Source organism: Nocardia sp. NPDC003183, assembly GCF_053590715.1.
Genome location: NZ_JBSFTG010000007.1, coordinates 149,344 through 161,944, shown reverse-complemented (window position 1 = coordinate 161,944; position 12,601 = coordinate 149,344). Strand labels below are relative to the sequence as shown.

Here is a 12,601-nt window from a genome sequence, read left to right as displayed (position 1 = left end):
ACTCCCTCAGCTCTCGAACAACTGCTGCCCGAGGTAGTTCCCGGCCGCGGGGACGCCGGGCGGGATCGCGAACACGGCCGAGCCCACCGGAGTCGTCCACTCGTTCAGCGCGTCGAACTCCGCCAGCCGCTGCTGCACAGGCAGGAACTGGGCATCGACGTCGCGCTGGTAGGCGACGAACAGCAGTCCCGAATTCGACAGCTGCCCCGGGGCGGGCGCCTCGTCGTAGTTGAAACCGCGCCGCAGGAACCGTTCACCGTCGTGCGTGTGCCTGGCGCGGGCGACATGCGACGACGGCGGGATCACCGGGATGCCGTTGCGGTCCACCGCCGCCAGATCGGGTTCGTCGTGCTCGGCGGTGCCGGTGAGCGGCGCACCGGTGCTGACCTTTCTGCCCACGGTCAGTTCCCGGCCGTCGGCGTCGAGTTCGTCCCAGCGGTCCAGATCCATGGCGATCCGGCGCAGCACCAGCGAGGTGCCGCCCGTCAGCCACGGCGTCGACGCTCCGTCGTCCCACACCAGACGATCGAAGTCGACCGTGCGCGGGGCGATGTTGACGGTGCCGTCGACCTGGCCCATGAGGTTGCGCATGGTCTGGCCGCGTGGCGCGTCCCGGAAGCCGCGCTGCACCCACCGCACCGTCACCAGCGACTTCACATGCTTGGACAGCACCCGCACCGCGTGCGCTACCGTCGTCGCTTCCTGAGCGCAGACCTGGAGCACCAGGTCCGCGCCGGTGTAGGCGGGCTCCAGCCGGTCGACGGGAAACGGCGGCAGCTGCCGCAGCCACCTCGGTCGTCGTGCCGTGAGACCGGTGACGGTGAACAGCTCGGGACCGAAACCGACCGTGACGGTGAGCCGGGCAGGCCGGGCCGCGAGTTCCGGTTCGGTGTCGGCCAGCGCGGGAACGCCCTGGGTGAGCCGCGACGCGTCGTCGGTCCAGATCCGGAGCAATCCGACGACGTCCTCGCGTCCGACGCCGGGCGCGAGATCGAAACCGGCGAAGGCCACGTGGCCGGGTGGCGTGGTCTCGATGCCGGCCTGGTGCGTGCCGTAGAACGGAACAACGTCGAGCCCCTCGCCGGGTTCTCGTTCCCGATCCCGGAGACCGGCTGCGCCCCAGCTGATTCCGGCCGCACCGACGACACCCGCTGCCGCCGCTCCCCCGCCGAGCAACCGGCGGCGGGAGAGTCCGGCATGCGGATCAGCCACCGTGCGTCGGGTTCTCGGAGCCCGGCGTGTAATTCTCCTTGCCGCCCGCGAAATCGCGCACCTGGGCGCTGACGACAGTGCTCGAGCCGTCGGAGAAGGTCAGGGTGAGCGAGGTTTCCGCGCCGGTGCGCAGTGGCTGCAACAGATCCATGAACATCAGATGCTCGGCGCCGGGCTTCAGTGTCACTTCACCGTGCGCCGGGATGGTGATGCCGCCCTCCTTCGGCCGCATGGTCTTGGCCCCGGTGCTGTCGGGCACGACCTCGTGGATCTCGACCCGGTCCGAGGCCGGGCTGGTCGCGGCGACCAGGGTGACCGGCACGTCCCCGGTGTTACGCAGGTTGCCGAAGGCGGCGGACATGCCGGAGTCGGCGGCCTTGATCCACTGGTCGCTCATCGTGATCCGGTCGCCCGCCGACGCGGGGGCAGCGGGCGCGGGTTCCGAACCCGAGCAGGCGGTGGAGAAGAGGGCGAGGACAGACAGTGCGGTCGCGGCACCGAGACGGCGGGCGACGCGGGGTGAACGCAGGTGGGTACGCGTGTACGCGGACATGGGGAACTCCGATCATCGGGATGGAATGGACCCCGGACCGGCCTGTCGGCACAGCGAATCATCCACCGGGACGGCGGATTTCGCCGGCGTGGAGCTACGCCGGAACGGGGGTGAGTGTGGTCGCGCCCGTTCGGGGCGGGCCACGCAGCCCGATGTCCGGTCGTAGGAGGAGTTGCCGGAGCACCGCGCGCTCGTCGGCGGCGGGTCGGCGGACCGCTCGCGCGAGGGGGCGCACGACCCCGGCCAGCACGAGGACCAGCTGACGCACGCTGGTGATCGCCCGGCGTACTCCGACTTCGGCGGCGCGAATCGCGATCGCCCCGACCGGGATCGCGACCAGGTGCGCGAGCACCATCGCGGCCGAAAGGGGATGGTGCTGGACATGTCCCAGCGACATCGCGGTGTGCCCGACGCCCTGGCCGACGGCCAGCACCGCCATGGTCGAGACCGGACTGTGCCCGCGTGGCAGCGCGGAGACCACGACACCGATCAGGGCGCAGGCGGCGAAAAGCAGGGCCATCGACGAGCCGGCGGGAAGGGCGGTAGCGCCACCGAGGCCGTGCGCGAGCACAGCGACCGCACCGGACGCGGCACCCACCGCCGCGCCGCGTAAGCGCGCGGTGTGATCCGTCGGTGAACGCACAGAGCCATGCTACGACTACGTGTCGTAGACAACGGGATCAGGGCGTATGACCGGCGTCTCATCGGTGCCGCAGCCGAATTCCGAAGAAAGACTTGACCTTAACCATTGTTTGGGTTTGATGATGGTCTCACCACCGAATGAGGGAGAACATCATGACCACCACCACCGCCCCCGCCACCTACACCGTTCCCGCACTGAACCGGCCCGTGGCCGTGCTGGGCGCCGCTGCCACCGCCGTGGTGCTGAACCTGATCGTCTGGGCCGTCGGCGCCGCCGCAGGCGGGACGTTCACCACGATCGCCGACGGCAAGGTCACCGATGCCGCACCCGGCGGCGTGATCATGATGTCGGCGGTGCCGGTGCTGATCGGGCTCACCGTCGCCGTGCTGCTGTCCTACGTGTGGACCGGCGTGCTGCGGACCGCCGCCGTGGTCGGATCGGTGCTGTCGATCGCGACCATCGGGCTGACCGTGGCCGCCGACTTCGACACCGCCTCCACCATCGCCCTGTCGGTGATGCACGTGGTGCTGGTGCCGGTCATGGTGATCGCGCTGGAAGGTGTGCGTCGCGGCATCACCGCGAAGTGACCCGAACACACAGCGAAGGCCCCGCCGAGAAACGGCGGGGCCTTTCGCGTGCCGAGTTCTAGACCGAGCGGCCGAACAGCAGCTTCCACGGCATGAGCGCCGATTCGAGCTGCACCTTCAGGCTCATCTTCGACGCGCCGACGGTGCGCTCCTCGAAGCGGATCGGCACCTCGGCGATCGTGTAGCCCTTCTTGATCGCGCGGTAGTTCATCTCGACCTGGAACGAATAGCCGTTGCTGCGGATCGACGCCACGTCGATCGCCCGCAGGGTGTCGGCCTTCCAGGCCTTGAAACCAGCAGTCGCGTCCTTCACGCCCAGGCGCAGGATCAGGTTCACGTAGAAGTTGGCCCAGGCCGACAGGGCCTTGCGGTACCACTTCCACTCCGCGGCGGTGGAACCACCGGGCACGTAGCGCGACCCCAGCGCCACGCCGACGTCGTCGGAGCTCAGCTTCTCGAGCATCGACGGGATCACCTCGGCGGGATGCGACAGATCGGCGTCCATCTGGATCACCACGTCGGCACCCTCGTCGAGCGCCGCGGTGATGCCCGCGATGTAGGCGCGGCCGAGACCGTCCTTCTCGGTGCGGTGCAGCACGCTCACCACATTCGGCAGCTCAGCGGCCAGTTTGTCGGCGACATCACCCGTGCCGTCGGGTGAATTGTCATCTACCACCAGCACGTGCAGATCGGACACCGGCAGAGCCGTCAGCCGCTCCACCGCCACCGGCAGATTTTCCCGCTCGTTGTAGGTCGGCACAACAACGGTAACCCTCAAGGGTCGCCCTCCCTGCTCACCTGGATAGCCCCGCGGCCCAGGATGCGGGCACGGGGCATGTCATCGATTCGTTATGACGGTACTCGATGGTCCTGACGCTTTCCTGAGTGGCCGTGCGGGCGCTCACCACAGCCGACCCGCGTGGACCAGCGCGTCGATGATCAATCCGAGGCCGAACACGACGAAAAGCACCCTGATGACCGGCGGCCCGAAGCGGGTGATGCCCCGCACGAGCAGGCGGTATACCCGCCGCGCGCGCGGTGTCCGCCGCATGGCGACAGCGAGCACGACCAGCGGCAGGATCAGGGCGATCGCGCAGTAACCGGCCACGATCACCGGCCACACCACCGGCAGCGGGCGCTGTGCGGACAGCAGGGCCAGGGCCGCGAGGTAGGGCACCGAGGTCGGCACCTTCGCCAAACCCAGCGTGAAGCCGAGCACGCCCATCAGCCACGGATGCTTACGCACCGGCTCGACCCAGCGACCACCGGTGGGCGCGGTGGTGTCCACCGGCAGCACGGCGACCGCGATCAGCACCAGGCCGATCACCAGCTCGCCCCAGTACCGCAGAGCCGGGGTCAACTCGAAGTCGAGGAGCCGGACCAGGAAGTCGATGCCGAGTACGGTGCACACGCCGAAGACCACGGAGATCGCGAAAACGCCGCCGAGGAAGCTGAGCACACCCGTCATCGGCGAGCGCCGGGTCAGCCTGGCGTCGGCGACCACGGCCGTGGTGATCGCCACCAGCAGCACATCGAGCGCGTCGAGCAGAGCGAACCCGAGCAGGGCCAACAGTCGATACCCATCCATGACATGGCTGACCCTACTCGCCGGTCATATTTCGATCGCCGACCCGTTCGTCACACCAGCACCACCCGAATCCCGCGGCGAAAGTCCTTGACCTGCGCGGTCTCGAAATCGATCCTGCCATCTGGACTGGACTCCCCCGCAAACGGCGCTCGGTGGTTACGCTTTTGAGCACCGGCCGTGCCGGGATCCGCGATCGTGAAGGGGCAGACATCGTGGCAGAAATGTCTTTCGACCCGTCAGCGCTCGACGCTTATCAGCGTGCGGCAGCTCGGGTTTCCGAACTTCTTGGCACAGCGGCCACAGAGACGACGACCGCGGCCGGGGTCGACCTGTCCGGGCTCGGCGTGCTCGGGCGTGAATTCGCCGCCGCCTGGACACAGGCCGCGGGCGACCACGCGTCGACGCTGAGCACGGCGGGCAACCTGGTCACCGCCTATCAGGACATCTTGAATCGCTTCGGCGCCAGCGTGACCGGGATCGATTCCGGGCTGGCGGGCGATCTGCGAGCAGCCGAGGGAGAGGTGGCGTGATGCGTTCCAAGTCGCTGGTCACCGAGACCACGGTCAGCACGATCACCCCCGCCGAGGCCGAGGCGAAGATCGAGCCGGTGATCGCGCTGCTCGAAGTTCCATTGCTCGAGTTGCGGAGATCGCTGGGCAGCAACACTTCCGCCGATCCCGACGCGTCCGTGGTCGCCGCGCTCACGTCGGCATCCGCCGCGACCACGGCTACCGAAGACCCGCATCGGCTCGGGCTGTACGCGCTCGAGTCGACCGAGACCGCGGCGCCGGCCACCCCCGCGCTGCGGCAGACCGCCACCGAGGTCTCGGCCGCGGCCGATCGCGGGACCAGTTTGAGCTCGCTGCTCGGGCAGGCGTATTCGACACAGTCGACCGCGGCCGCCAAGGTCGACGCGATCATCGCCGACTTCCGGGCCAAGGCGAAGAAGGCCGCGCCCGCGGTGAACGAGAACAACCTCGACGCCATCGTCGAGCTGGCCGAAGAGGCCATTTCGGAAGCGGTCGGGGTGGTGGGCAACGCCAGCACCGAGATGGATCAGTACACCCGCGACACCAAGGGGCTCACCAGCGATCTCGGCGGGACCAACGGGGTCACCGTGCCCACCGGCGCGACGGAGGTGGCGCCCGGGGTCTATGTGCTCGGCACCGGCGGGTCCGATACGTCGTCGTGGGACGACTCCTCGTGGGATGACGAGGACGACAACATCGATCCGGCCACAGCGGCGCAGATCGCGTTGCAGGAGGCCTTGATCGACGGTGGGGTGTCCTTGGGAACCGCGGCGATCGATGCCGGCGTCACCTTCGGCACGCATCTGATCGACAAGATCGCCGAAGTCGCGATGCACGGGATCGACGCGGGCTCCGAGCTGGCGACGACCGGAATCGACACTCTCGCCGCGAATGCCACCGGCACCGAGGGCGCCACCTCCACCACCCCCGCGGGCACCGCACCCACCTCGCCGTCGACCAATGGTGGTGGCACCGGCACGAACACCCTGTTCGGCGGATTGGGTGGCGGCACCAGCACCGGCGGGGGCACCGGCACCGGGGCGAACAGCGACAGTGGCGCGTCGGCGAAGCCGGATACCCCCGCGCCGTCCGCGCCGTTCCAGTCCAACCAGGCGCCGAAAACCGAACAGCCCCAACAGGCTCCGAGCACACCGGCGCCCGCCCAGCAGCCGATGCAAGGCGGGGTGGTTCCGCCCGGCAGTCGTCCGCAGCAGGATCAGGAGACCGAAAAACCCTCCGCCGCACCTAAACACGGTCAACCGGGAGTCGTCCCGGCGCCGGCATAGGACCCCCGGATGGAGAATCCGTTCGGTGCCTACTTCACGTCGCCGGATGCCACGACGCCCGGTCGCCGTCGCCCGCAGGGCAAACGGCGACGCAGGCGGCGACGCGAGGCCGAGCCGCAGACGATCGGCACGAACCCCGAGACCTGGCCGCCGCCCGACCCGGAACCGTTCGACAACAACGACCCGTTCGAGCCCGCACCCGTCCAGCCGGTATATCGAAACCCCGCCGACGACGACGGGTTCACCGGCGACTGGAACGACTGGAACGACGGCGACGCGCCGGTCGAGACGCAGCGCGGCGACGATGTCGACTGGAACGACTGGGCCACCGCCACCGCCACCGAACAGAGCGGCGACCACGTGGAGATGCCGGTGTTGCCGCGCCTCAAGGACTTCGGCGGCGGCGGCCAGGTCGCGCGGCGCCCCCGCAAGAACTTCGACGACGAACGCTACGACGACAGCGGCGGCCGGGCGAAAGCCGCCGCCGCGATCAAGGGCGTGGTCGGCGCGCTCGCCTTCGTCGTCGTGCTCGGCGTGGCCGCCACCATCTTTCTCGGCCCCGCCGACAAGACGAGCACCACCACCCAGGCCGCCGTCCCCGGCTCGCGGGCGACCACCTCCACCGTGGTTCCCCCACTGCCCGCCCACGCCCTGTCCGGCTGCGAGTCCTTCCGCACTCCCTCGATCACCATCAGCGCCGAGCGCGGCGACACCGCCAGCCCCGAGGGCGCCATCCTCGGCTTCGAATACAGCTACTACGTCGACCGCGACGCCGCCAAGGCCCGCTCCTTCGTCACCGACAACGCGCATGTGGGCAATGCCTCCGCCCTGGCCGAAGGCATCGGCTCGCTGCCCCTCGACGTCAAATACTGCGTCCACATCACCAAGGCCGACGCCGCCGACGCCACCCTCTGGAATGTCACCATCCACCAGAAATGGCCGGGCGACGCCACCACCGAGAAAATCAACCAGGTCATGCGCACCACCGAGGTGGCCCCCGGCCGCCACCGCATCACCAGCATCGACCACCGCATCTGAACACGTTTTCGAACGCGAAAGTCCCCCGCACCGGGATCGGTGTGGGGGACTTTGCTGTGTTGCGACCCTGACGGGACTCGAACCCGCGACCTCCGCCGTGACAGGGCGGCGCGCTAACCAACTGCGCTACAGGGCCTTGCTTCGTTACGTCGGGGGATATTACCCGGTGGGCATCGGTTTCGGTAACCGAACAGGTCAGGTGGTGGATCGGGCGTTGACATTGACGTCAACGTCAACAACACTTGTGGCGGTGACCACCAGCGAGGCGCAGGAGCGGGCCAGGTCGGCGCGCAAGGACAGCGCCGGTCCGCGCCGCGGCGAGTTGCTGGATGCGGCAGCGCGGTGTTTCGCCGAGTGCGGGTACGACCAGACCTCGGTGGAGACGATCACCACGCGGGCGCGAGTCTCCCGGGCGACGTTCTACGCGTATTTCTCGTCCAAGGACGAGGTGTTCGGGGCGATCACCGAGCGGGTGTGCGCGCAGTTCCTGGCCGCGCAACTCGTGGTGGACGTCGAGGTCACCGCGCCCGCCGAGGTCATCGGTGCCACGACGCGAGCGTTCGCGCAAGCCGTGTTGGCCAACGGCGCGCTGGTGGCGCTGATCGAGCACCGGGCGGGGATCGATCCCGCGATCGGCGCGCAGTGGTCGCAGGTGCGCACTCGTCTACGCAAGCGATTCACCGCGTTTCTCGAACGCACCGAGGTGCGCGGCGGGATCGATCCGTGCGCCCCGCCGTCGCGGATCGTCGAGACTCTCGCCGACGCACTGCTGATCGGCGCCTCCCGGCTCGCCGGAGCCGACCGCGACCGGCGCGAACAGTTCATCACCGAACACATCGCCATCGCCGAACGACTGATCGGCTTCACCGGCCCGACCCGCGCCACCACCGAATCCGAGGACATCCCGTGAAGCTGCTCATCGCCAACCGCGGCGAGATCGCCCTGCGCGTCCTGCGCACCGCCGCCGAGCTCGGCATCGACACCGTGGCGGTGTACGCCGAGGACGACGCCGACAATCCCGATGTGCACGCGGCGGGTGAGGCGATCCGGTTGGCGGGCACCGGCGCGACGGCCTACCTCGACCACGCCGCGATCCTCGCCGCCGCCAAGGAATCCGGCGCCGACTACTTGCATCCCGGCTACGGATTCCTCAGCGAGAACGCCGAATTCGCCCGCGCGTGCGCGGCCGACGGCGTCACGTTCGTCGGCCCCGATCCCTCGGCGCTCGACCTGTTCGGCGACAAGTCCTCGGCCCGCGCGACCGCCGTGGCCGCCGGCGTCCCCGTCTTGCCCGCGACCGAGGGACCGACCACCGTCGAACAGGTTCACGCGTTCTTCGGCACGCGCCCCGGCGCGATCATGATCAAGGCGCTGGCCGGTGGCGGCGGCCGTGGCATGCGGGTGGTGCGGAGCGCGCAGGAGATCGACGACGCGTACCGGCAGTGCGCCGCGGAAGCGCGTCTCGGTTTCGGCGATCCGGCGGTCTTCGCCGAGACGCTGTTCGAGAACGCCCGGCACATCGAAGTGCAGATCGTCGCCACCGGCGGCACAGCGCTGGCACTGGGCGATCGCGATTGCAGTGTGCAGCGCAGGCACCAGAAACTGCTCGAAATCGCGCCCGCGCAGGGACTTTCGGACACCCGGCGCAGAGAACTCCACGCGGCGGCGGCCCGGCTGTGTGCCCATGTCGACTATCGCGGGCTGGCCACCGTCGAATTCCTGGTCTCCGACGCCGAGTTCGTGTTCCTCGAGGTGAATCCGCGAATCCAAGTGGAGCACACCGTGACCGAGGAGGTCACCGGCGTGGATCTGGTCGCCGTGCAGCTGGCGATCGCCCAGGGCACACCCTTCGACGAACTGGAGTTGCCGAGCGGAATCGTCTCCACTGGAACAGGATCCACCGGCGAACCCGCCGCCGCCGACGGTATCGCGATCCAGGCGAGGGTCAACATGGAAACGATGACGGCCGACGGTTCGGCGGTGCCGGCCGCGGGCACCCTGATCACCTTCGCACCCCCGGCCGGCCCCGGCGTGCGGGTCGACACCTTCGGTCGCGCCGGGCTGACTCCGAGCCCGCGCTACGACTCGCTCCTGGCCAAGGTGATCACCCGCACCCGCGGACAGTCCTTCCCCGCCGCCGCCCGCAAGGCCGCGACCGCACTCGCCGAGTTCACCGTGACCGGCATCGGCACGAACCTCTCGTTCCTGCGAGAGATCCTCGCCGACAGCACCTTCCAGTCGGGGCTCGCCACCACCAGCTTTCTCACCGAGCAGCTGATCGAACTGGTCGCGGCGGTACAGACCGGTCAGCCCGAGGCCACGGTCACCGCGGTCGAGCTGTATCCAGGGCAGGAGGCGGTGCGCGCTCAGCTCGCGGGCACGGTGGTCGAGGTAGCCGACGAGGGTGTCGACGTCGGCGCCGGCGGTCAGCTCGCCGTGCTCGAGGCGATGAAGATGCAGCATGTGGCCAGCGCGCCCGATGCCGCCAGGACCGTCCGGGTGCTGGTCCGCCCCGGCCAGGTCGTCGCGCCGGGCGATCCGCTGGTCATCATCACCCGCACCGGCGCGGACGAATCCGGCGGCGCGCACACCGAGCTGGATCCCGACCGCGTTCGCGCCGATGTCGACGAGATCCGCGCCAGGCACCTCGTGACGCTGGACGAGTCCCGCCCGGCGGCCGTGGCCAAACGGCACCGGCTCGGTCGCCGCACCGCCAGGGAGAACATCGCCGACCTGGTCGACGAGGGCAGCTTCGTCGAATACGGCGCACTCGCGCTCGCCGCACAACGCAGCAGACGCGCCGAAGCGGACCTGATCGCCAACACCCCCGCCGACGGCCTGGTCACCGGCTTGGCGACCATCGGCGCCGACCGCTTCGACAACGCCGAGGCGGTGGTGGTCTCCTACGACTACACCGTGCTCGCCGGCACCCAGGGCAAGAACAACCACGCCAAGACCGACCGCGCCTTCGAACTCGCCGAACGCAAGCGGATTCCGGTGGTGCTGTTCGCCGAGGGCGGCGGCGGCAGGCCGGGCGACACCGACGGGACCGGCATGGGCCTGGACGTGACGACCTTCCGCGCGCTCGGCGCGCTCCGCGGCAAGGTGCCGCTGGTGACGATCGTGTCGGGCCGCTGCTTCGCGGGCAACGCCGCCCTGGCCGGTGTCTGCGACGTGATCATCGCGACGCCGGACGCCAATATCGGCATTGGCGGACCGGCGATGATCGAGGGCGGCGGGCTCGGCGCCTGCCGCCCCGAGGACATCGGTCCGATCGAGGTGCAGCGACGCAACGGTGTCGTCGACCTGGTCGCCCGCGACGAGGCGCACGCGGTGGCACTGGCCAAGCAGTATCTCGGCTACTTCCAGGGCCGGGTCGACGAATTCGAGGCACCGGATCCACGGCTGGCCCGGCATGTGGTGCCGGAGAACCGGTTGCGCGCCTACGACATCCACCGCGCCATCGACGCGATCGTCGACGTGGGCTCGGCCCTCGAGCTGCGGGCGGACTACGGGGTCGGCGTCGTCACCGCGCTGGTGCGGGTACACGGCGAACCGTTCGGCTTGATCGCCAACAGCAGCCACCACCTGGGCGGCGCGATCGATGCCGAGGCCGCCGACAAGATGGGCGAGTTCCTCACGCTGTGCCAATCGTTCGGCCTGCCGGTCGTCTCCCTGTGTGACACACCGGGTTTCATGGTCGGACCGGAGGCGGAGAAGACCGCGACGGTGCGCCGGTTCAGCAAGTTGTTCGTGCTCGGCGCGCAACTGAGCGTGCCGTTCGGCACCATCATCCTGCGCAAGGGGTACGGACTCGGCGCGATGGCGATGGCGGCGGGCCACTTCCACGCGCCGCGGTTCACCGTCGCCTGGCCCACCGGCGAGATCGGGCCCATGGGGCTGGAGGGCGCCGTTCGCCTCGGCTTCAGCAAAGAGCTCGCCGCCGTGACGGATCCGGACGAGCGCGAGACGCTGTTCCAGCAATTGCTCGCCATGGGCTACCAGGCGGGCAAGGCGCTCACCGCTGCCACCGGTTTTGAGCTCGACGATGTGATCGACCCCGCCGACACCCGCACCTGGATCGCCACCCTCGCCGACAGCCGGGCGCGCGGAGGGTCGTGCGGCAGCTCGGGCACTTGATACCACCTTCGCTCCCGGTGTGATTTACGGCATATTTCCAGCCGGTCGCACCGCGCACGCGTCCAGACTTGAAGTTGACGTCAACTTTCAATAGATTCAGACCTGCGGATCACCGAGCAGCCATCGCTGATCGAACCCGGCCGGCGAGCAGGTCTGCGAACCCAGCCGGTACGGAACGAACGGAAGGAATTCTCGTGAGAGTTGCCGACAAAGTGGCCATCGTGACCGGTGGCGGCGCGGGCATCGGCGCCGCGCTGGCCGCCGCACTCGCCGCGGCGGGCGCGAAGGTGGTGGTTGCCGACCTCGACGAGCCCGCCGCGCTGGCGGTGTCGGAGCAGATCAACGCCGATCACCCCGGCACAACCGTCGGAGTCGGCGCCGACGCCGCCGTCACCGAGGAGATCCGCGGTCTGATCGCGGTGGCGCAGCAGCACTTCGGGCCCGTCGATCTGTACTTCGCCAATGCGGGCATCGTCGGCGCCGCCGGACTCGATGTCACCGACGACGAGTGGGACCGCTCGCTGGACGTGAACCTGCGCGCCCACATCCGTGCCGCGCGGCTGCTGGTGCCCGAGTGGGTCGAACGCGGTGCGGGCTACTTCGTCAGCACCGCATCGGCCGCGGGACTACTCACCCAGATCGGTTCGGCCACCTACTCGGTGAGCAAGCACGCCGCGGTCGGGTTCGCCGAGTGGCTCAGTGTCACCTACGGCGACCAGGGCGTGCGCGTCAGTTGCCTGTGCCCGATGGGCGTCAACACGAAACTGCTGTACGAGGGCCAGAATTCGGGCGAGGAGCTCGGCGCCACAGCGACCCGCGCCGTCGTCGCGGCGGGCGAGGTCCTCGAACCCGCCGACGTGGCCGACATCGTGCTCACGGCCGTCGACGCCGAGGACTTCCTGATCCTGCCGCATCCACAGGTGCTGGACATGTACCGCCACAAAGGCGCCGACTACGACCGCTGGCTGCGCGGCATGCGCCGCTACCAGTCGTCGCTGCTGGCCGAAACCCACTGAGCGAGAGA

At 69.3% G+C, this 12,601-nt stretch carries 12 protein-coding genes and 1 tRNA gene; 7 read left to right on the top strand and 6 right to left on the bottom strand.

Going from position 1 to position 12,601, the window contains the following annotated elements:
- Positions 1-6: 6 nt before the first annotated feature.
- From ACWDXS_RS21960 to ACWDXS_RS21950, 3 genes are all read right to left on the bottom strand, one after another.
- Positions 7-1,212, bottom strand: a complete 1,206-nt coding sequence (locus ACWDXS_RS21960) for a Dyp-type peroxidase (protein ID WP_449968183.1) — start codon at positions 1,210-1,212, stop codon at positions 7-9.
- Positions 1,205-1,765 (bottom strand): copper chaperone PCu(A)C, encoded by a 561-nt coding sequence (locus tag ACWDXS_RS21955; protein WP_379315010.1) that lies wholly within the window; start codon positions 1,763-1,765, stop codon positions 1,205-1,207. The genes ACWDXS_RS21960 and ACWDXS_RS21955 overlap by 8 nt, the downstream gene beginning before the upstream one ends.
- Positions 1,766-1,859: 94 nt before the next feature.
- The gene (locus ACWDXS_RS21950; RefSeq protein WP_449968179.1) at positions 1,860-2,408 is read right to left on the bottom strand and encodes a hypothetical protein; all 549 of its coding nucleotides are present in this window, start codon (positions 2,406-2,408) and stop codon (positions 1,860-1,862) included.
- 152 nt (positions 2,409-2,560) lie between these two features.
- Here ACWDXS_RS21950 and ACWDXS_RS21945 point away from each other — a divergent pair, with 152 nt between their 5' ends.
- A complete protein-coding gene (locus ACWDXS_RS21945; protein WP_378631873.1) occupies positions 2,561-2,995 on the top strand; it encodes a DUF6069 family protein in 435 nt (144 codons plus the stop codon).
- Between the two features lie 58 nt (positions 2,996-3,053).
- On the opposite strand, the gene ACWDXS_RS21940 is transcribed toward ACWDXS_RS21945, so the two are convergent.
- Positions 3,054-3,773, bottom strand: a complete 720-nt coding sequence (locus tag ACWDXS_RS21940; RefSeq protein WP_228536832.1) for a polyprenol monophosphomannose synthase — start codon at positions 3,771-3,773, stop codon at positions 3,054-3,056.
- 123 nt (positions 3,774-3,896) lie between these two features.
- Positions 3,897-4,583: a GAP family protein gene (locus tag ACWDXS_RS21935; protein WP_378990543.1), complete on the bottom strand. Its 687-nt coding sequence runs from the start codon at positions 4,581-4,583 to the stop codon at positions 3,897-3,899.
- A gap of 212 nt (positions 4,584-4,795) precedes the next feature.
- Between ACWDXS_RS21935 and ACWDXS_RS21930 the strand changes: the two genes are divergently transcribed.
- The 3 genes from ACWDXS_RS21930 to ACWDXS_RS21920 are packed head-to-tail and all read left to right on the top strand — an operon-like array spanning position 4,796 to position 7,437.
- Complete coding sequence (locus ACWDXS_RS21930) at positions 4,796-5,113, top strand: hypothetical protein (protein WP_378990544.1); 318 nt, start codon at positions 4,796-4,798, stop codon at positions 5,111-5,113.
- A complete protein-coding gene (locus tag ACWDXS_RS21925) occupies positions 5,113-6,399 on the top strand; it encodes a hypothetical protein (protein WP_387446366.1) in 1,287 nt (428 codons plus the stop codon). Before ACWDXS_RS21930 ends, ACWDXS_RS21925 begins: the two co-directional genes overlap by 1 nt.
- Positions 6,400-6,408: 9 nt before the next feature.
- Positions 6,409-7,437, top strand: coding sequence for a hypothetical protein (locus ACWDXS_RS21920; protein WP_449968173.1), 1,029 nt, complete (start codon positions 6,409-6,411; stop codon positions 7,435-7,437).
- A 62-nt stretch (positions 7,438-7,499) separates the two neighbouring features.
- Here the strand turns inward: ACWDXS_RS21920 and ACWDXS_RS21915 are convergent.
- Positions 7,500-7,573: transfer RNA gene (locus ACWDXS_RS21915), tRNA-Asp, on the bottom strand.
- Positions 7,574-7,681: 108 nt separating this feature from the next.
- Here ACWDXS_RS21915 and ACWDXS_RS21910 point away from each other — a divergent pair.
- The 3 genes from ACWDXS_RS21910 (at position 7,682) to ACWDXS_RS21900 (ending at position 12,593) form a co-directional block, all read left to right on the top strand.
- The gene (locus ACWDXS_RS21910) at positions 7,682-8,347 is read left to right on the top strand and encodes a TetR/AcrR family transcriptional regulator (protein WP_449968170.1); all 666 of its coding nucleotides are present in this window, start codon (positions 7,682-7,684) and stop codon (positions 8,345-8,347) included.
- Positions 8,344-11,577 (top strand): carboxyl transferase domain-containing protein, encoded by a 3,234-nt coding sequence (locus ACWDXS_RS21905; RefSeq protein WP_449968167.1) that lies wholly within the window; start codon positions 8,344-8,346, stop codon positions 11,575-11,577. The genes ACWDXS_RS21910 and ACWDXS_RS21905 overlap by 4 nt, the downstream gene beginning before the upstream one ends.
- 194 nt (positions 11,578-11,771) lie before the next feature.
- Positions 11,772-12,593, top strand: a complete 822-nt coding sequence (locus ACWDXS_RS21900) for an SDR family oxidoreductase (protein ID WP_378990551.1) — start codon at positions 11,772-11,774, stop codon at positions 12,591-12,593.
- The last annotated feature ends 8 nt before the right edge of the window (positions 12,594-12,601 follow it).

Excerpts from the sequence above, each read along its gene's own strand:
- ACWDXS_RS21955 (WP_379315010.1), bottom strand. The coding sequence starts at position 1,765 with ATGTCCGCGTACACGCGTACCCACCTGCGTTCACCCCGCGTCGCCCGC.
- ACWDXS_RS21945 (WP_378631873.1), top strand. The coding sequence starts at position 2,561 with ATGACCACCACCACCGCCCCCGCCACCTACACCGTTCCCGCACTGAAC.
- ACWDXS_RS21935 (WP_378990543.1), bottom strand. The coding sequence starts at position 4,583 with ATGGATGGGTATCGACTGTTGGCCCTGCTCGGGTTCGCTCTGCTCGAC.
- ACWDXS_RS21925 (WP_387446366.1), top strand. The coding sequence starts at position 5,113 with ATGCGTTCCAAGTCGCTGGTCACCGAGACCACGGTCAGCACGATCACC.
- ACWDXS_RS21920 (WP_449968173.1), top strand. The coding sequence starts at position 6,409 with ATGGAGAATCCGTTCGGTGCCTACTTCACGTCGCCGGATGCCACGACG.